The following is an 18,720-nucleotide window of genomic DNA, read 5'->3' on the forward strand; positions in this document are numbered from 1 at the left end:
GGCTTTTTAATAGTAGGCTTTTTAGTAGAGTTGTTATCACTCATTGTCCTGCCTCCACGGTGGGTTCGCTGATAGGTTCAGCGACGGCAGCGCCCGGCTGGATAATGAGCTTATCTTTAAAAGTTGGGGTATACATACCCAGTTCGGTAACCGCGCGACTGGCGATTTGTGGAGTGGCGCTAAAGGTTTGCTGTTCAATTAATAGGCGTTGATGCTCAATTTGCAACGTGCGCTCTTGTTTTTTCATATCTTGCAACGCTTTATAATCCTGATGATATTGCTGAATTGCTTCGGCAGTTTTGATACCGCTCCACACGATGGCAGCGGCTAATAGCAATAATACCGCCACATAAATACCCACCATACTAAAACGCTGCACCAACACTTCGCCAAAATCAGCAGAATGTGGCAGCGGAGGGTTGCGACGGTTTGCAGGTTTGCCAGATATTGCCATGACGCTCTCAAAAAAGTAAACTCAAATATAAAAGACAGACCAGGATAACCCTTTATCAGCGTCACACTTCCCATCAGACTCATCAATAACACACAAAACACAATAACAACGGCTGTCAAACATTTACAGCGCCAATAACCAACAAAAGCCAAATAAAAAATTGGCTTATGAGAGTAGCAGATAATATTTACAGCTTTTTAACAGTAACGTAGTAATTAGTCTACCATCATCGCATCAGCATAAAAAATACCTATGCAACACTGCCAATTCTCTACTTTTAAATACTTTACGTCTAGCTGTTTTATTTTAAACAGAAGGCTTTATACATTTACGATAGTAGCTTTCTACGCTTACCTAGCTTGGCTCGTTCTGATAAGCCGTATCCGTACGCGTTGCCGACCGTAGCCAAGCACTGCGCGAACGTGGATTACCCGCAATCTCTGTGTTACTTGGGGCGACACGTTTAGGCTTACCAAAGTAGCGCGGACGATTGGGCGGCATCGGTAGCTTCTCGTCTTCAGGATATTGCCCTTTACTGTGGCGCTGCAAAAACTGCTTAATACGGCGGTCTTCTAAGGAGTGAAAGCTAATCACCGCCAGCTGACCGCCCGCTTTAATAATGGCAATACTTTGTTCTAAAAAGCTATCGACGTCACCAAGCTCATTATTAATAAAAATACGCATCGCTTGAAAACTTTGCGTCGCGGGATGTTTGCCTTTTTGCCATTTTGGGTGCGCCACTTTAATCACTTCAGCTAATGCTAAGGTAGAATCAAAACTATCCATCGCTTTAATCGCACGGGCAATACGGCGACTGTGACGCTCCTCGCCAAAATCATAAAGCACATTGGCTAAAGTTTCTTCATCGACTGTCATCAGCCACTCAGCAACCGACTGTCCGCGACTGGTATCCATACGCATATCAACCGCGCCATCACGCATAAAGCTAAAGCCACGACTGCCATCATCAATTTGCGGTGACGATACACCCAAATCTGCCATTAACCCGTCAACTTGGGTAATACCCATCGCTGCTAAACTGTCTGTTAGGGTCGCAAAACTATCATGAACCACGGTTACGCGGCTGTCTATACGTGCCAATTCACGCGCAACGCTAATTGCGGTCGGGTCTTTATCAAACACAATCAGCTGCGCATCATCAGCAAGCTGACTTAATAACAATCGACTATGACCACCACGCCCAAACGTTGCATCGACATAGATACCGCTAGCTTTTGGTAGACTATTATTAGCTTCGTTTTTTGAATGGGACAACGATTTGACGCCCAATACCGCGGCAACGGCTTCTTGTAACAGTACAGCATCATGCGCAAAATCATTCACAGCACTTAAGGGTTCAGGCACTATTGGCTGTTGATCAGGCGGATTACTCATAGCAGAAGAGTCCACCGATGGAGCAGAAGCATCTGCGGCAGATAAAGGATGGACTTTAGAATTTGGCTTATACTTTGGCTTAGAATTTGATATTGACACAAATAACTCAGTAAATGACGACCAATTTGGCCAATAATTAGATGAAAATAAACAAGTTATGACTTGTCTTGCGTTATTATCGCAAGGATACATCTGTAGTCAAGTACCATCTGAGCTTTTCGGCAAAAATATTAGCCATCCCTGTTATAATGGGGCATTATTTTACGCCATCTCGCTTCTTTTTTAACCCCTACTCTTTCACTGACTCTCTTTAATTAACAACAACATTTTGAGACTACTATGACCCAAACCTTATCGCAAACATTGACTCATTCTAACGGCAGCCGTCCTGTCCGTACTCGCATTGCGCCCTCGCCTACTGGTTTTCCTCATGTCGGCACCGCTTATATTGCCTTATTTAACTTGGCATTTGCTAAAGCACATGGCGGCGAATTCATTTTACGTATTGAAGACACCGACCAAGTGCGCTCAACCGAGCAGTCTGAAAAAATGATTTTGGATGCGCTGCGTTGGGTAGGTTTGGATTGGGCGGAAGGTCCTGACGTTGGTGGTCCACATGCCCCTTATCGCCAAAGCGAACGCGCGGATATCTATAAACAACATGCGCAGCAATTACTCGATAGCGACCATGCGTTTCGCTGCTTTTGTACGTCTGAAGAATTAGACACTATGCGCGCCGCCCAAATGGCAAATGGCGAAACACCGCGCTATGATGGTCGCTACGCCAACTTAACACGTGAAGAATCCGATAAAATGGTCGCCGACGGTATGCCGTTTGTGATTCGTATGCGCGTACCAACGGAAGGCGTCTGCCGTATTGAAGACATGCTGCGCGGCACCGTTGAGATTCCGTGGGCGCAAGTGGATATGCAAGTATTGCTCAAAACCGATGGTCTGCCAACCTATCATTTAGCCAACGTTGTTGACGATCATTTGATGGACATTAGCCACGTGTTACGCGGTGAAGAGTGGCTCAACTCGGCACCTAAGCATCAATTGCTGTATGAATATTTCGGTTGGGAAATGCCGGTTCTGTGCCATATGCCATTACTGCGTAATCCTGATAAATCAAAACTGTCTAAACGTAAAAACCCAACCTCAATCACTTATTATCGTGATGCGGGCGTCTTACCTGAAGCCCTGTTGAATTACCTCGGACGTATGGGCTATTCTATGCCTGACGAAGCAGAAAAATTCACCTTAGAGCAAATGATTGCCAGCTTTGATATTCAGCGTGTCTCGCTTGGCGGCCCTATTTTTGACATCGAAAAGCTAAACTGGCTCAATGCGGAATGGCTACGTGCCCTAACCCCTGAAGAACTGAAAAACAAAATTCTTGACTGGGCAAATAATAGCGATAAATTAACCGCCATGGCAGCTGCCATTCAACCCCGTATCGAGTTGCTATCTGATGCCGTTAATTGGGGTGGATTCTATTTCCAAAATTTACCGAAAATCACCGCTGAAAGCTTTAGCCACAAGTCACTATCAGATGAGCAAATCATAGAAATGCTACAACTGTCTATTTGGCAGCTTGAAACGCTACCGACATGGTCAGAAGAAAACATCTACGCTACCATGCAGGGGCTATCGACCGAGCTTAATATTAAAATGCGCGACTTTATGGCACCGTTCTTTGTCGCCATTGCCGGTAGCACCTCATCGACACCAGTGATGAATTCGATGGCAATTATTGGCGCGGATATGACGCTTAACCGCTTACGTCATGGCGTTGAAGTACTTGGTAGTTTAGGTAAGAAAAAACTGAAAAAGCTTGAGAAACAAGCAGCTGAGTTTCCGGATTTTCTAGAAAACAGTTAATCAAAATAGATTAGCAATAATACTAAAAGGCGTGAATTCTACGAATATAGAATACATGCCTTTTTTTAGAAGTTAGTTTTTTTCAAAAAAACTAAAATATTGTAGACTGTATACTTGTTTGGCTTATTTTATCAATTTGGAGATGAAAGACTTGAAGCAGATAACTTTCTTGGTACTAATACTTATAAGCAACTTTGTAATAACGCCAAGTTATGCTACTAGATTCGAAACTTCTGTATCTTGGACGCAATTAGGCAATGGAAGTGCAGTAATAGAATATAGTAGTGACTACAGTGATGAGACTAAAATTTTTACAGCCCAAATCACACACTCTAATTCAGGGTATCAAAGACTTTACTTTAGCGATTACTATGCCGAAGATACTAATGTTTGTACATATAGAACCACTACGCCCGATAGCATTACGATGATATTTAATGGTCAAGCGGTCAAGATGTTACGTTGGTGTCAAAAATTTACAGATACGGAACAGTATTATTTTAACTTAACTCCTGAAACAGATCGTGGTGACAGTTATATCATTAATCTATTTAAAACAGCCACTTCACCTATTAAAATTCAATATAATAATGAGACATTCTATTTCCCAGTAACAGGCTTTACCAAAGCATGGAATAGCGCTGGCGGTAATGCAATTTAATAAGCTCTAAATAAAAAATGATAAAAACAGCAGTTTACGCACTCACTAATTCACCCTACTTCCTATTATTTTAATGAATACCTCAACTGGACATAAATATGGCAGCCAAAACCGTCACGATAGACAGCCAAGACGTTGTATTTCCAACGTTAAAAGAAGCGCAGCACTATTATCGTAAAGTCGTCGAAGAGCTTTATCATACCAACCTCACACTGTCTGCTGGACAGGACTTTGAAGATTTAAAGTGGATATATACCACTTACTGCGGCTATACCGATAGCAAATTAGCCTCATTAAAAGCAACGGATATCACTGGCTTTAAAGGCATCATGGCAGTCATCCAAAATAGTGGCAGATTTGTTCCGACTGAATGTTGTGCCGTTCTGTTTGCTGATGGCACGCAAGCAGAATTTACTACCGATAAAGCCATTAAAGAAATCGCTAGTAAGCAAAATCCACGATAATTTGTACGGATAATTCAGATGAAATCGTATTAAATTCAGTTTTTAAGATATTTATTGCGATTTATTTAAAATAGGTGTTGACATACCCCCCTTATTTCCCTAAAATATGCTCACTCTTAGCGAGGGGCTATAGCTCAGTTGGTAGAGCACTTGCATGGCATGCAAGGGGTCAACGGTTCGACTCCGTTTAGCTCCACCATACTATTTATGATAAGTCTCCACTGTTTATGATAAACTACTTGCTAATTGTACAGCATCAGTCTAGGCACCGCTTATTAAGCAATCTGATGTTGTTACCGTTATAGATATTTTATAACAACCCTATGCGTCCCCATCGTCTAGTGGCCTAGGACACTGCCCTTTCACGGCGGTAACCGGGGTTCGAACCCCCGTGGGGACGCCACTACATGGCGTCAATTGTTAGCACTGTTGCTAAAAAGCATCGGATTAGACTAACAAGCGTACCACTAAAAAGCCCAATCACAGTATATTGTGATTGGGCTTTTTTTTATGCGTTTTTTATTGGTATAAACAGCTCATGTTTGAGTAAGTGTTTTTGCCTGAGTAAGCATTTTTACCAATGAACCTTTATAAACCAGCTTTTATGACCGAGCCAAATTCTTCAAAGATAAATTTAAAGATAAGTACGTGCCAAATAATATGACCACTGAACCAATAATGGCACCAATATCTAATGCCTCATCAAGCAACACATAACCAAAAAATATCGCAAAAATGGGAATGACTAAGGTAATACTGGTCGCCCTCATGGCACCGATATTTTTAATCAACTGATTCATAAAAATAAGCGCGATAGCAGTCGAGAATACGCCAACGCAAATGACCGATGACCATGCTGTTACACTGATGCTTTGTCCATACGGAAAGGCATAGATAGCAATAGGCAGCATAATTAAACTGGCAATAATGAGCGAACCTGCAGTGATAGCAATGGGTGATATCTCGGACAGATAATTTTTGGTGACATTTGCCCCCGTTGCGTAACCGACACACGCCAATAAACCATAACCCATCGGTAGTAAGCTTGAGCTTAAACTTACCGCTTGCCCTTGCTCAGTAAATAAGCTTTCACTCATTAAAATAAAAACGCCCACAATACCAATAATCAAACCGATAATTTGTTTTTTAGACAGTTTATCTTTAAAAAAAGTACTGGCAATAAAGCCACTCATCATGGGTACAGACGCATTGAGCACCGCCAATACACCAGCGTTGATGGTCTGTGCTGAAAAAGCAAACAGGACAAACGGAATGGCAGCAGAAAGTAAGCCAACCACGGCAAGCACTTTGTAATTTTCACGAATACCTTGGCGATTTTTTGCGTTTAACAGCACAAAAACCAACATGGTCAACCCCGACAATACCACCCGCAGGCTGGCAAATGCTAACGAGCCAAACTCAGGCACACCGATACGATAGAATATAAAAGACAGCGACCACATAAAAGATAAGGTGAAAAAGGTAATTAGGTCGCGTCGGGTCATGGTGTACTCAGTTTGGCTGCAGAATAGTTTTAAGATAAAAATACTTTGAAATAACAGTTTGATTATATCATCCAATAAAAAGCCCAATCATGACGATTGGGCTTTTCTTCAACTAAAAGAAGTTAACATGTCTTATGAGGCATTGATGCTGTCACTGGCTAGATGACGCAAGACATAATGGAGTACGCCACCATGACGGACGTATTCACGCTCTTTTGGCGTCTGGAGCATGACGTTGACTTCAAAGGTTTCTGTTGAACCATCAGCGCGCGTGGCAGTAACAGTTGCCGTTTTACTTTCACCGTTATTGAGTCCGGTAATACTTAATACTTCGGAGCCATCGAGCTTATGGGTTTGCGCATTTTCACCTTCTTTAAAGGTTAATGGCAACACGCCCATACCGACTAAGTTAGAGCGGTGAATACGCTCAAAGGAGCCCGTTAGTACGGCTTTAACACCTAGTAAAATCGTACCTTTCGCTGCCCAATCACGGCTCGAGCCTGAGCCATATTCGTCGCCACCGAGCACCACGAGCGGACGCTTGTCTTCTTTATACTTCATTGCCGCATCATAGATAGCCATTTGCTTACCATCTTTCAGGGTAGCTTTATCGCCTTTAAAGTAATAGGTATAACCGCCCTCTTTACCATCCATCATGAGATTTTTAATACGAATGTTGGCAAAAGTACCGCGTGTCATGACGGCATCGTTACCACGACGTGAGCCATAACTGTTAAAGTCCGCTTCCATCACACCGCGTGATTGCAAGTACAAGCCAGCAGGAGAATCCGCATCAATATTGCCCGCAGGTGAAATATGGTCGGTGGTAATAGAATCGCCAAACATACCAAGGATGCGCGCATTCTCAATATCAGGAATACCTTCTGGTTCCATGGTCATACCTTCAAAGAAGGGCGGATTTTGAATGTACGTTGACGCTTCACTCCATGGATAAAGTTGACTGTCGGGAGAGGCGATCGCATTCCATTCCTTGCTACCATTAAATACTTCACCGTAGTTTTTATGGAACATTTCGGCATCAATATTATTAGCAATCAGCTCGTTAATCTCTGCAGACGTTGGCCAAATATCTTTTAAGAAGACATCGTTGCCTTCACGGTCTTGACCCAATGGTTGGGTAGTCATATCGATATCTACCGTACCTGCCAGCGCATAAGCGACCACTAATGGCGGAGATGCTAAATAATTGGCTTTCACGTGAGAGTGAATGCGCCCTTCAAAGTTACGGTTTCCGGATAATACGGCAGCGGCGACCAAGTTATTTTCTTCAATGCCTTTTTCGATACTTTCAAGCAAGGGTCCTGAGTTACCGATACAAGTGGTACAGCCATAACCCACCAAGTAGAAACCAATTTTTTCCAGCTCGTCCATGAGTTTGGTTTTTTCAAGATAATCGGTGACGACTTTTGAACCGGGTGCAAGGGAGGTTTTTACCCACGGCTTAGCGGTTAGCCCTTTTGCGGCGGCATTTCTAGCGACCAGTCCTGCGCCAATCATAACCGCTGGATTGGAGGTATTGGTACAGGAAGTAATCGCCGCGATAACCACCGCCCCATCACGCAAATTGTATTCTTCATCATTAATATCAACGATGCTACAAAAATTACTCGTGACATCACAAAAGGCGCTTGGTTCAGCCGCTAACGATTTCGCCTGCGCTTGCTTGCCGCCTTCTTCTTCAAAGCGATCTTTACCTTTAATGGCAGCCTTACGATCTTTAGTCATGGTCTCTAAAGTGGAGCTAAAGCTTTTATGCATATCCGCTAAATTGATGCGTTGATGCGGCAATTTTGGTCCGGCAAGTGAGGTCTGAACCGTGGCTAAATCCAGATGAAGCTTACTTGAATAGCAAGCATCTTCTGTATCAGCATCATGCCAGAGACCTTGAGCTTTGGCGTATTTTTCCACCAGTTCAATTTGCGCCGCATCGCGTCCAGATAGGCGCAGATACTCAATGGCGATTTGATCAATCGGGAAAATACCACAAGTGGCGCCATATTCTGGTGCCATATTGGCAATGGTGGCACGATCAGCAAGCGGCATATTGTTTAAGCCTTCACCATAAAATTCGACAAATTTACCCACCACACCATGCGCGCGGAGCATCTCAACAACGCGCAGTACCAAATCAGTCGCGGTAACGCCTTCGGACAACTGTCCTGTCAACTCAAAGCCAACGACTTGTGGAATCAGCATCGACGACGGTTGTCCGAGCATTGCTGCTTCCGCTTCGATACCACCAACGCCCCAACCAAGCACGCCAATACCGTTAATCATAGTCGTATGACTGTCCGTACCAAAAACCGTATCGGGGTAAGCGGTCAGCTCGACCCCATCGCCATTATCAACGGCAGCTGCCATGACCACGCGCGCTAGATATTCCAAATTCACTTGGTGCACAATACCGGTTGCTGGTGGTACGACGACAAAGTTTTTAAACGCCTGTCTGCCCCAATGTAAAAATTCATAACGTTCATTATTACGCTGAAACTCAATTTTTTTATTTAAATCGAGCGCATCTTCGCGACCATAAACATCGACTTGTACCGAGTGGTCAACGACCAATTCACTCGGGATAAAAGGGTTAATTTGCTCGGCTTTACCACCCAACTTGACCACCGCATCACGCATTGCCGCCAAATCCACTACCGATGGCACACCCGTAAAATCTTGGAGCACCACGCGCGCGGGCATAAAAGCAATCTCTTGCGATGGGGCAGCGCCCTCATCCCAATTCGCGACGGCTTCGATGTGCTCTTTACCCACCGACTGTCCACCATCTTCATTACGTAGCAAGTTTTCCAGTACAATTTTCATGCAAAATGGCAGTTTTTCGATATGCGGATAGGTTTTTGCCAATGTCGGTAAACTATAGTAGGCATATTCCTTGCCAGCGACGGTTAGAGTATCTTTTACGTTAAAAATGTCACTCATGGTAGCTTCCTTATTTATGCTATAGATTAAGTTAGGTCTATCGGTATAACAGGTGGCTAAATAGCTTCTTGAAGAGAAAATCAATAATATTAAAACCGGTTTCCTTAGATAACGCTACTCACAAGCGCATTAATAAACGCCATAAAAACCATTTCAATCGATAAAAGCGTCCTTTTACCATAGCAAATAAGCGCACAGTTGTTAACCCTAACTGCTTAACGAATGGTGGCAAAACAGTAAACGAAACAGAGAGTTAGTACCTAAGCAATAATCTATAGTTAAAAGAGGTAGCTATTTATACGGGCGTCCGACTTATAGGGAAGTACGGCGACCACTACGAAAGACTCGGCTATCACTGTAAAATTCAGGATTAACATTGTCTGCCCAAAAATGCGGCACGCCCAATATCGGTAAGGGAGCAAGCTGACGCGGCGTAACCGCTTCTTGCGAGAGTAGATGATGCATATGTTCTGCCAGCAGCGTATCTATCTGCGCTATCCGTTCAGGCAAGGCTTGCGTAAAGAAATCGGGCGACACGTTCAACACCACGCTATGGGCGCATAAGGTTTTACGCGGCTCGATAAGCTGCTCCAGCAAGGCATGACCAAAAATATATACTGCCGCCTTGGCATCATTACGTGGCGCCAATGGGTTATCCCACTCAGCACGCGGCGCAACCAAACTGTTTTGCCAATTAAAATCAATCAATGCCGTACCAATATCTGGCTCACACGTCACCAATATCGCGCCATTTTCATCAAATACCGTAATGGTATCGCGTACTCGCCCTCGGGGATTTTTTGGACTATCAATAGCGTTCGTACTTTGCGCAGCCATTTCAAGCATATGATGATAATTCAGCAAGGCTTTGGTTTTTGGAAAGGTCAGCCAAATACTGCCATTAAATAAATCATGCAAATTTTCACGGGTCGGAATATTGCCTGTCGTGCCAATAAAATGCTCATAGCCTATGCCTTCTGGCAAATCATCTTGCGCTACAAATTTTAAGGTATGCGCTTGATTATTTAATATCGATTTGGCTAGTAACAGTTTGGTCTGTGGCTGATGCTGGGTTCTCTCAGCTTGTTGACACATTCCAGTATTCAATAAGTCAGCAATAACGGTGCTGCTTTTACCAGAATTTTTATCAGACTCCGCTTTATCAATCTTTTGCGCTTCCACATTTTTAGCCGAACACTCTGTACGATTGCTTAGATTTTGTACCCTCTCACTAAGAAAGCGTAAGTGGCTGATATGTGCCATCCATGGCGCTTGCCAGTCAATCGCAGCAAAGCTTAAATCAAGTGACGCTTTAGGAGTGGTGAATGATGGAGTTGGTGGAACAGTATCGTTCATGATGACAATCTCTACGGGTCGTGTGGTTTCTATGATATCAATCTCTATGCATTTGGCGTGGTGACTCATGGTATCATAGTGCGCTTTTTTTCCGCTTGGCGACTGGTCTATGGTAAGTTTTTATGGCAAATTTTAATACCCACTTAAATGGCGCATTTGCAGTCAGTGGCGTACTTGGCTTGACGGTGTACAAAGCCGGATTGATTAATGATTCAGGATTTTTGATGTGTGTCGCTTTGGGTACGATAGGCGGCTTGTTACCCGATTTGGATTCTGATAATTCAACGCCGATTAAGCTTGGCTTCAATATTGCCTCCTTTATCTTTGCATTTGGCTTGGTGATGCATTGGCGTAGTGAGCTGAGCTTGGTGGCGCTGATTGCTTTATGGCTGGCAGGTTACGGCTTTATGCGTTATGTGGTCTTCCGCTTATTCACTAGCATGACGGTGCATCGCGGTGTGATTCATTCGGTACCGTATATGGCAATCTTGGGGCTGGGGCTGACGTGTTTGAACTATTACGGCTTGCATAATCCGCTGTCTATCAGCTGGTTTTATGGGCTGTTCTTATTTGGTGGCGCGATGGTACATTTGTCGCTTGACGAGATGTATAGCGTGAATTTATCGGGGATGACGCTGAAACGCTCATCAGGCACCGCCATGAAGTTTTATCAACATAAAGATAAACAGTGGTATCTATTATTGTATGTGCTGCTGGCATTATTGGTGTATGCCGCGCCACCTTTTGCACCGTTTTGGGAGCAATTGCGCGACCCAACTCATTGGGCACAGCTTAAGGTTGGCGTGCTACCTGATTTAATAGATAATTTGAATAGATAGCTTGCACTATTAATCGCCTTGAACCGTCATATTTTATTTTAAAAACGAGTCCTACTGATGTCTATCAATGCGTCCCTAACCTGCCCTTGCCAAATCAATCCAACAGACGCGGCAACCACACTGTTGTCTTATAAAAACTGCTGTCAGGACTATCATGACAATATTGATAAAACAGATGGCATAAAGGCAGACAGCGCAGAACGTTTGATGCGCAGCCGTTATAGTGCTTTTGTATTGATTAAACCAGATTATATTGTTAAAACCACCTTCCCTGCGCAACAAACTTTGCTCGATATTGAATCGATATCATCATGGGCAAAAGAGACTGATTGGGCAGGATTAGAGATAGTAAAACATACGCCAAAGCTGGGCAAACGACGCGCGCAAGTTGAATTTAAAGCGTTCTACAATACTGAACATGGGTTGCAAGCGCATCATGAACTATCTGCTTTTGTAAAAATAACCGACAAATCTGCTAATCAGAAAAATGAACGATGGTATTTCCTTGACCCAACGGTTGACATGACCGTGAGCCAAAAGCAGCCGTGTATTTGTGGGTCTGGAGAGAAGTTTAAGCGCTGTTGTGGGGTTTATTTAGTGTAGCTACTCTCTCATAACCTAACTCTATCAACACGCTATTAACCCTTTTTTATCAAAGAACGATATTCACTTGAAAACTTAAAAGCAGATATCTGATCAAAAATTATATAAATTAAAGTTAGCGAAAAAAATATTGTAGCCAATAAATTCAGGTTGGCTGAGGTGTAATTAATATTACATGAAAAGAATTTCAGATTATTTACAATATAACTTACCAGTAGAATACTAACGGCTAGTATAAGATTGGATATTATTTCATTCTTAAGTGCTGTTAAACTGTCTATAGCGCTATTATATAAATCTTTTTTTGTATCTCTTAGAACCTCAGGTATATCTTTGATGATTGTATCTATGTGGTTATAAATAAATAGAGAAATAGTGGTAATCAATATAGTGATAGCACTTTGATATGGAGTAATATTGTCTAACAACATACAAAGATATTGAACCATCGCTATATAGTTAATTATAGCAACAAGTATTAAGCTGACTATAAAGACCATTAAAAGATTCCTCAAAGCGTTCTCACTTTACCCTTGATATAGTCCTTGATATTTAAAAGAAATTTATTCGTACGCGATATACTAAGTTCATATAGCTCTAGCTGCTTAGTATCCATTATTTCTAAATTATTTTTTTCTAATTCCTCGGTATCAACCTCTAAAATTTCTGGAGTTCCGTCACTATTATATTTTTTCTTCTTTTTTGTTTTATGATCATCTGTTACAAGCTCCCACTTTCCCTCGCCCTCTTCAATATAATTCACGTAACCGTCAATAGGCTCATACGGAATAATAAGCTCTCCTGCTGAATTTTCCATCTTTATAATTGTCTTCTCTTGATTAAATAAATTTTTCATATTCTCAAGAGCCGCACGAGCTGTTTTATCTGTCTCCATAATATTAGGAGATATCATCATCAACTCTAATCTATAAATTTTTGCGCTATTATCTACAATTTCCCAAAACTTACCTTTAGAAGGAACAGGTTCAACGAATACCTTGTAGTTATATTCAGGAATGACTACTTTATTAATTCCTATTTGTATTGAATTACATATCTGAGATACATCACCAAATAAAGAGGTTTTTCTAGCAAAAATAAACTGATTTTTAGTATCTACTATAAGAATAACTGCTTTCCAGTCATCTATTTCCTGCTCGACTATATCTTCAGAAGTTTTAACACCAAGCTGCGCTTTTTTCAGTTTAGCAATTTTACCAACGTAAAATATCGAGTCGTCTATAACCTCCTTAGAAAAACCTATAAACGCATAACTAACCCCTCTTGTCTCCCATGAATATCCTGATAAAAGGGTTGATAAAATAGTGTCACCTTTAAGCTCTGGGAGATTTTTCGTTTCAATAAGTGTGGGTTCCTCTTTAACGATAGAATAACGCAAAACATAAAAATCTTTAATATTATTCATGAGTGTTACCCTTGTAAGCTACCATTAAACACTCGCCCCAACCGCCCGTGCAATCGCAATTCCTTCCTCAATACTCAAAAACTTACGCTGGCTTGGACTGTCTTTATAGAGAACTTCGCCATCTTGAAAAATCAAGCATTCATTAACGGCTAGCTGCTGCCATTTTTCGTTTTCAGTGAGCGGAACAGTAACAATAATGGTCACTTTGTCTTTATCAGTGGTCACATCGCCAAAATTAATGGCTAAATCATCATCAGCCAATTTTGCTTCACCAAACGGTGCTTGGCGCGTGAGATAAAACAATAAGCTACCAGCGTACGCTAACTGCCAACTGCCATTTGATATCAAGCAATTAAACAAGCCATTTGCCGCCAAATATCGACATTGGGTGGTTAAGAAATTAAATAACGTTTGTTCATCGGGGCGGGTTTTAAAACTGCTTTTTAAGCGATTAATCAGGTAACAAAACGCCATTTCCGAATCGGTTGAACCAACGGGTTGGCAGTGCGAGGCATTACCGTTATCTTGCAAGCGCTGGCAGCGTTTAATGAATTCTTTATTCATCTGCCCATTATGCGCAAATACCCACTGCTCGCCCCACACTTCACGGGTAAAGGGATGGGTATTTGCCAAACAGTTTTGTCCTTGCGTTGCTTTACGGATATGGGCAATGACATTCATGGCTTTAATAGGATAATTATTGACCAAATCAGCAACGGGGGATAAATGGCTAGGGCGGTTATCATGGAATAAACGCAAACCGGTTGAGGCATTTTGCGACTCTTCATTATTCGTATTGCCGTTACTATTACCATTACTCGATGGACAATGGCTGCGCTCAAAAAATGCAATGCCAAAGCCATCTTCATGGCTATCTGTCATGCCACCACGACGACGAAATCCAGCAAAACTAAAGCCTATATCGGTTGGGGTATTACAGTTCATTCCTAAAAGTTGACACATTTATGCATTACCGCCTTTATTAATATTATGACCATTATCGTCAGTCGTTATATTGTCTACTATACTCTCGTCTTTCGTACCATCGAGTATGATGGTGCTGTCAATATTATTAAGGTCAGCATCATTAAGATTAGTATTAATGCTTGACAAAATACGCTGCGCTTGTGCCAAATCAGTATCTTGCACCCATAATACGGCACCTGAATTCATACCGGGCAGGCTACTTAATGCTTGCACGGATACTTTGATATCATTATTTCGCAGCAAATTCGCGTGAAGTTCACCTTGTATATTAGTATCGTAGCGCGCCAGTTTGTGCCAATTATCGATTTGATCGGTCATGGTAAATTCCTTTTAGAGATAGAGTGCTCGCCACCTTTGACGGCAATACGCCACATTGCTATTGTCATTTGCCGCTGTTATTTGCTTTTTTTACTTTATAATCCCTTAAGCTGATTTTATTAAGCAGGTTGAGCTTATTGAATAAATATCACGCTTTTTCGACATGCGACCAATGATAAGCAGCCAGACGTTTCATCAGGTCAGGATTCTTAACCATAATGTTATCACCCGTGCGCCCTTCGGTACGGTTGTAATGAATGACGTTGAGACGTAGCAGCCAAAATATCACTGCCGCTTTCGCCAACATGACTGGTAGGGCTTGCTTTTCGTCCGTATTCAAAGTGCGTTTTGACTCGTAGCCTTGTAAAAATGCTGCCATTTTTTGGCGGTCAAAATCAACCGATTCGCCCTGCTCAGCATCGCCCCACGTGGTGCAAAAGTCATTAATAGTAATAGCAATATCCATCACATAATGCTCGACACTGACTTCGGTAAAATCGAGCAATCCGCTCAAAGTTTCGTTATTGTCGTCTAAATGCCACAAGGTGTTATCGGCAAACATATCGAGATGACATAAGCCTTTTGGCAAAGTATCGAGCGGCAAATCGCTATAAGATTGCCAAATAACAAGCATCAGCTTGGCTTCATCGCTTGGCATGAACTGGATTTCGCGGTCGCGCACCTCATTCCACGGATATAGCGCCACGCCATAGTCTTCGCTTGGCTGCAATGCTTGCAACGTTTCATGGAGTACGGCTAATGCTGCGCCCATATCCGCACACATGGTTTCGGTGGTTTGCTGCGGATGTGCACCACTCAAACACGGCACGAGGGTAATGGCTTTATTATCATAATGAATCACATAGCTCTTATCCTTACCGTCAACCAATGCCATTGGTGCGGCTACGGGTAGTTTGCCCACCAATTGATTAAGAATCACTGCCATTTTTTCGATATCACTTGGCGGACGCTCTTCAAATAACGTGAAGACATAAGAATGCTCGCCCTCATTATCGTCTGTCGTCTGAATAAACCAGTTAGAGTTTTTGATACCTTGAGTAATAGGAATGGCACGAGCAAACGCCACGCCAAAACGTTGGCAAAATTCGGCAAATTGGGCATCGGTTAACTGGGTATAAACAGACATGACATCTCACTTATGACAATTAAAAAGGTAAATGGAAAGGTAAATAAGAATAAATGTAGACAGTAATAACTACAAGTTTCAATGGTAGTAATGACGGCAATCGCGACAAATACAGCACGAATGCCAGAACTTTATCTAAAAGCGCGTTAATTTGGCGAAAATCTGCCTGATATGGCGATGATTTTGCTACACTTGTCCTATAGAATGAATTGATTATAAGGTGAAAACCCCTATGTTAGCAAAGCGTATCATCCCTTGTTTGGATGTCGATAACGGTCGCGTGGTTAAAGGCGTGCAATTTGTCGATATTAAAGATGCTGGCGATCCGGTCGAAGTGGCAAGGCGCTACAACGAGCAAGGCGCTGACGAGATTACTTTTTTGGACATTACTGCAACCAGTGACGCACGCGATACCACCTATCATACGGTCGAGCGCATGGCAGAAACGGTATTTGTGCCGTTAACAGTGGGCGGTGGTGTCCGTAAAATCGATGATATCCGTAACTTGCTGAATGCGGGCGCAGATAAAGTGGCGATTAACTCAGCTGCCGTATTTACCCCAGAATTTGTTGGCGAAGCGGCACAAAAATTTGGCAACCAATGTATCGTGGTCGCCATTGATGCTAAGCGCGTGGCTGACATTACAGTGAATGGCATTCTTATGCCGCGCTGGGAAATCTTTACTCACGGCGGTCGCAAGCCAACTGGCATTGATGCCGTTGAGTGGGCAATCAAAATGGCAGCACTTGGCGCAGGTGAATTACTGGTCACTTCTATGGATGGTGACGGTACCAAAAAAGGCTATGACTTGCCATTAATGAAGCAAATTACCAGTCAAGTGAATGTACCAGTGATTGCCTCAGGTGGCGTTGGCAATCTACAACATTTAGCCGATGGCGTGTTACAAGGTGGCGCGGATGCGGTGCTGGCTGCCAGTATTTTTCACTTTGGCGAGCACACGATTATGGAAGCCAAACACTATATGGCAGCACAAGGCATTCAGATGCGCTTGTAAAACAAAAACAGCATTAGAAAAAATGTTATCATAGCGCTAAGCACTTATTTTCACTCAGTTATCTATTATAATATTCAAAAAAATAACCATTTACTCTAATCGATAATGTCTACTTAGAACCAAAGGTATCTTTATGTCAAATTTACAACAGCAGCGCAGTGCCGTCACCCATATCGATGGTAATCTTCATCAAAATGCCGATGCCCGTATTGGTATCGTAGTGGCGCGTTTTAATGGTTTTGTCGTTGAGTCCTTGGTTGACGGTGCAATCGATGCGCTACTCCGTCATGGCGTATTGGGTAGCAATATTACCGTTATTCGTGTACCGGGTGCGTTTGAGTTGCCATTAGTTGCTCAGCGCGCTGCTGAGTCCGATCGTTTTGATGCTATCGTTGCTTTAGGTGCGATTATTCGTGGCAGCACGCCGCATTTTGACTTTGTCGCAAGTGAATCTGCGAAAGGCTTAAGCAATGTCGCGACCGATTATAATATTCCGGTAGCCAATGGCGTATTGACCACTGACAGCATTGAGCAAGCGATTGAGCGCTCAGGTACAAAAGCCGGTAATAAAGGCTCGGAAGCCGCGATGGTGGTGCTAGAAATGATTGCGGTATTGTCACAATTAGATATCGATGACAGTAGCGACATTGCTTAATTTTATTTAAGCGGGCATTATTTTAAGCAGTTATTAAATTTAAAATGTTCATGAGCGCTGTAGCAAATGTTTGCAGCGCTTAAGCATTAATAATCGGCTGGCAATATTTATTAGCCGTTTATGCTTTATATTTTTCGTTGTATTTTATTTAAAGACTCTTGTTAAAACACTATTTAAAAACATCATTTCGACACTCAGGTATTGACCCCCTATGACTGACCAACTCAAGCGCGCCATTAGCGCTGCGAAAACCGCACAAACCACCTCTGATACTACCAATGCTGTTGGTATTGCAAGCAGCAGTGCGGGTGACCAAAACTTCGATATGAGTGAGTCTTCTTATAAGACCAGTCACACCGCTATCCGTAAGGCACGACGCTTTGCTCTGCAAGGTCTGTATGAATGGTTGATGACGGATCGCCGCTTTGATACGACGGGTAAGCTTGGCTGGAAAGACAACGCCCCGCATGATATCGCTGCTCGTACGCGCGCAACCAACGCCATGCATACCGTACATATTGGCTACTATCATGACATGATGCGTGATATTCCAGAGCAGATTGAAGCGCTAGACGCCTTGATTAGTCAACATCTAGATCGCGAAATCGATAAACTGGATACCGTTGAGCACGCCATTTTATTGGTTGGTGCGTATGAGCTACAAAACCGCTTAGAGATTCCTTATAAAGTCGTACTTGATGAAGCGATGAAGCTGAATAATCATTTTGGTGCCACTGACGCCCATAAATTGATAAATGCTGTGCTCGATAGAATGGCAATTGAGCTACGCGCAGTAGAAGTGGAAGCAGACACCAAAGCCAATTTACGCACTTCGCAAAAGCCTGTAGCGAAGCCAACTGCTGCTAAAGTAGCAACGCCTGAACATACGGCTGATGACGTGATTGATAGCGCTTCAACAAAACCGCGTATTAGTGCGAATAGTACTACCGTAAAACGTAACCGCCCAAACCAAGCTAATGCTAATATCAAAGAATTAGTGGCAGCAGCGAAAGATACGGGTGATCAAGATAGCAATGCTCAAGAAAGCAACGACTAGTC

The 18,720-nt window shown here is 42.7% G+C and carries 17 protein-coding genes and 2 tRNA genes; 10 read left to right on the forward strand and 9 right to left on the reverse strand.

Features of this window, described 5'->3' with window-relative positions:
- Positions 1-40: 40 nt before the first annotated feature.
- Both ftsL and rsmH read right to left on the reverse strand, forming a co-directional pair.
- Entirely contained in the window at positions 41-454 is a 414-nt protein-coding gene (gene ftsL, locus AOC03_RS05870; RefSeq protein WP_084785785.1) for a cell division protein FtsL, read from the reverse strand.
- A 354-nt stretch (positions 455-808) separates the two neighbouring features.
- Positions 809-1,849 carry a 16S rRNA (cytosine(1402)-N(4))-methyltransferase RsmH gene (gene rsmH / locus AOC03_RS05875; RefSeq protein ID WP_062536541.1) on the reverse strand — a complete coding sequence of 347 codons (1,041 nt, stop codon included), beginning with the start codon at positions 1,847-1,849 and terminating at the stop codon, positions 809-811.
- Positions 1,850-2,188: 339 nt separating this feature from the next.
- Here rsmH and gltX point away from each other — a divergent pair, with 339 nt between their 5' ends.
- The 5 genes from gltX to AOC03_RS05900 all read left to right on the forward strand — a co-directional run bounded on the left by gltX (position 2,189) and on the right by AOC03_RS05900 (position 5,258).
- Complete coding sequence (gene gltX / locus AOC03_RS05880; RefSeq protein WP_062534182.1) at positions 2,189-3,730, forward strand: glutamate--tRNA ligase; 1,542 nt, start codon at positions 2,189-2,191, stop codon at positions 3,728-3,730.
- 151 nt (positions 3,731-3,881) lie between these two features.
- The gene (locus tag AOC03_RS12670; RefSeq protein WP_162199617.1) at positions 3,882-4,391 is read left to right on the forward strand and encodes a hypothetical protein; all 510 of its coding nucleotides are present in this window, start codon (positions 3,882-3,884) and stop codon (positions 4,389-4,391) included.
- 98 nt (positions 4,392-4,489) lie between these two features.
- Positions 4,490-4,855 (forward strand): hypothetical protein, encoded by a 366-nt coding sequence (locus AOC03_RS05890; RefSeq protein WP_062534186.1) that lies wholly within the window; start codon positions 4,490-4,492, stop codon positions 4,853-4,855.
- Positions 4,856-4,978: 123 nt separating this feature from the next.
- Positions 4,979-5,054 (forward strand) — tRNA-Ala (locus tag AOC03_RS05895).
- A 128-nt stretch (positions 5,055-5,182) separates the two neighbouring features.
- Positions 5,183-5,258, forward strand: a tRNA-Glu gene (locus AOC03_RS05900).
- Between the two features lie 199 nt (positions 5,259-5,457).
- Here the strand turns inward: AOC03_RS05900 and AOC03_RS05905 are convergent.
- The 3 genes from AOC03_RS05905 to AOC03_RS05915 form a co-directional block, all read right to left on the reverse strand.
- A complete protein-coding gene (locus AOC03_RS05905) occupies positions 5,458-6,360 on the reverse strand; it encodes a DMT family transporter (RefSeq protein WP_062534188.1) in 903 nt (300 codons plus the stop codon).
- A gap of 132 nt (positions 6,361-6,492) precedes the next feature.
- Complete coding sequence (gene acnA / locus AOC03_RS05910) at positions 6,493-9,315, reverse strand: aconitate hydratase AcnA (protein ID WP_062534190.1); 2,823 nt, start codon at positions 9,313-9,315, stop codon at positions 6,493-6,495.
- Between the two features lie 312 nt (positions 9,316-9,627).
- Positions 9,628-10,740 (reverse strand): DUF3025 domain-containing protein, encoded by a 1,113-nt coding sequence (locus AOC03_RS05915; RefSeq protein WP_062534192.1) that lies wholly within the window; start codon positions 10,738-10,740, stop codon positions 9,628-9,630.
- Between the two features lie 53 nt (positions 10,741-10,793).
- Between AOC03_RS05915 and AOC03_RS05920 the strand changes: the two genes are divergently transcribed.
- Positions 10,794-11,510, forward strand: coding sequence for a metal-dependent hydrolase (locus AOC03_RS05920; protein WP_062534193.1), 717 nt, complete (start codon positions 10,794-10,796; stop codon positions 11,508-11,510).
- A 57-nt stretch (positions 11,511-11,567) separates the two neighbouring features.
- Positions 11,568-12,113, forward strand: coding sequence for a YchJ family protein (locus tag AOC03_RS05925; RefSeq protein ID WP_084785786.1), 546 nt, complete (start codon positions 11,568-11,570; stop codon positions 12,111-12,113).
- Between the two features lie 511 nt (positions 12,114-12,624).
- On the opposite strand, the gene AOC03_RS05935 is transcribed toward AOC03_RS05925, so the two are convergent.
- The 4 genes from AOC03_RS05935 to AOC03_RS05950 form a co-directional block, all read right to left on the reverse strand.
- On the reverse strand, positions 12,625-13,539 hold the full coding sequence (locus AOC03_RS05935) for a hypothetical protein (RefSeq protein WP_062534197.1): 915 nt from the start codon (positions 13,537-13,539) through the stop codon (positions 12,625-12,627).
- A 24-nt stretch (positions 13,540-13,563) separates the two neighbouring features.
- Positions 13,564-14,502, reverse strand: coding sequence for a class II glutamine amidotransferase (locus AOC03_RS05940; protein ID WP_062534199.1), 939 nt, complete (start codon positions 14,500-14,502; stop codon positions 13,564-13,566).
- Positions 14,503-14,844: a hypothetical protein gene (locus AOC03_RS05945; RefSeq protein WP_157049292.1), complete on the reverse strand. Its 342-nt coding sequence runs from the start codon at positions 14,842-14,844 to the stop codon at positions 14,503-14,505. It lies immediately after the preceding gene.
- 148 nt (positions 14,845-14,992) lie between these two features.
- A complete protein-coding gene (locus tag AOC03_RS05950; protein ID WP_062534201.1) occupies positions 14,993-15,991 on the reverse strand; it encodes a homoserine kinase in 999 nt (332 codons plus the stop codon).
- Positions 15,992-16,223: 232 nt separating this feature from the next.
- Between AOC03_RS05950 and hisF the strand changes: the two genes are divergently transcribed.
- The 3 genes from hisF (at position 16,224) to nusB (ending at position 18,718) form a co-directional block, all read left to right on the forward strand.
- Complete coding sequence (gene hisF / locus AOC03_RS05955; protein WP_062534203.1) at positions 16,224-17,006, forward strand: imidazole glycerol phosphate synthase subunit HisF; 783 nt, start codon at positions 16,224-16,226, stop codon at positions 17,004-17,006.
- Between the two features lie 133 nt (positions 17,007-17,139).
- On the forward strand, positions 17,140-17,661 hold the full coding sequence (gene ribE / locus AOC03_RS05960; protein ID WP_062534205.1) for a 6,7-dimethyl-8-ribityllumazine synthase: 522 nt from the start codon (positions 17,140-17,142) through the stop codon (positions 17,659-17,661).
- Positions 17,662-17,872: 211 nt separating this feature from the next.
- Entirely contained in the window at positions 17,873-18,718 is an 846-nt protein-coding gene (gene nusB, locus AOC03_RS12535; protein ID WP_084785787.1) for a transcription antitermination factor NusB, read from the forward strand.
- Positions 18,719-18,720 lie beyond the last annotated feature (2 nt).

This window comes from Psychrobacter urativorans (assembly GCF_001298525.1).
Classification (GTDB): Bacteria; Pseudomonadota; Gammaproteobacteria; order Pseudomonadales; family Moraxellaceae; genus Psychrobacter; species Psychrobacter urativorans_A.

What these genes read in the sequence shown, in the direction of transcription:
- AOC03_RS05905 (WP_062534188.1), bottom strand. Translation starts at nt 6,360, where the DNA reads ATGACCCGACGCGACCTAATTACCTTTTTCACCTTATCTTTTATGTGG.
- hisF (WP_062534203.1), top strand. Translation starts at nt 16,224, where the DNA reads ATGTTAGCAAAGCGTATCATCCCTTGTTTGGATGTCGATAACGGTCGC.
- nusB (WP_084785787.1), top strand. Translation starts at nt 17,873, where the DNA reads ATGACTGACCAACTCAAGCGCGCCATTAGCGCTGCGAAAACCGCACAA.
- AOC03_RS05890 (WP_062534186.1), top strand. Translation starts at nt 4,490, where the DNA reads ATGGCAGCCAAAACCGTCACGATAGACAGCCAAGACGTTGTATTTCCA.
- acnA (WP_062534190.1), bottom strand. Translation starts at nt 9,315, where the DNA reads ATGAGTGACATTTTTAACGTAAAAGATACTCTAACCGTCGCTGGCAAG.
- ftsL (WP_084785785.1), bottom strand. Translation starts at nt 454, where the DNA reads ATGGCAATATCTGGCAAACCTGCAAACCGTCGCAACCCTCCGCTGCCA.
- AOC03_RS05925 (WP_084785786.1), top strand. Translation starts at nt 11,568, where the DNA reads ATGTCTATCAATGCGTCCCTAACCTGCCCTTGCCAAATCAATCCAACA.
- AOC03_RS05935 (WP_062534197.1), bottom strand. Translation starts at nt 13,539, where the DNA reads ATGAATAATATTAAAGATTTTTATGTTTTGCGTTATTCTATCGTTAAA.
- AOC03_RS05920 (WP_062534193.1), top strand. Translation starts at nt 10,794, where the DNA reads ATGGCAAATTTTAATACCCACTTAAATGGCGCATTTGCAGTCAGTGGC.
- AOC03_RS05945 (WP_157049292.1), bottom strand. Translation starts at nt 14,844, where the DNA reads ATGACCGATCAAATCGATAATTGGCACAAACTGGCGCGCTACGATACT.
- rsmH (WP_062536541.1), bottom strand. Translation starts at nt 1,849, where the DNA reads ATGAGTAATCCGCCTGATCAACAGCCAATAGTGCCTGAACCCTTAAGT.
- gltX (WP_062534182.1), top strand. Translation starts at nt 2,189, where the DNA reads ATGACCCAAACCTTATCGCAAACATTGACTCATTCTAACGGCAGCCGT.
- AOC03_RS05915 (WP_062534192.1), bottom strand. Translation starts at nt 10,740, where the DNA reads ATGAGTCACCACGCCAAATGCATAGAGATTGATATCATAGAAACCACA.
- AOC03_RS05940 (WP_062534199.1), bottom strand. Translation starts at nt 14,502, where the DNA reads ATGTGTCAACTTTTAGGAATGAACTGTAATACCCCAACCGATATAGGC.
- ribE (WP_062534205.1), top strand. Translation starts at nt 17,140, where the DNA reads ATGTCAAATTTACAACAGCAGCGCAGTGCCGTCACCCATATCGATGGT.
- AOC03_RS05950 (WP_062534201.1), bottom strand. Translation starts at nt 15,991, where the DNA reads ATGTCTGTTTATACCCAGTTAACCGATGCCCAATTTGCCGAATTTTGC.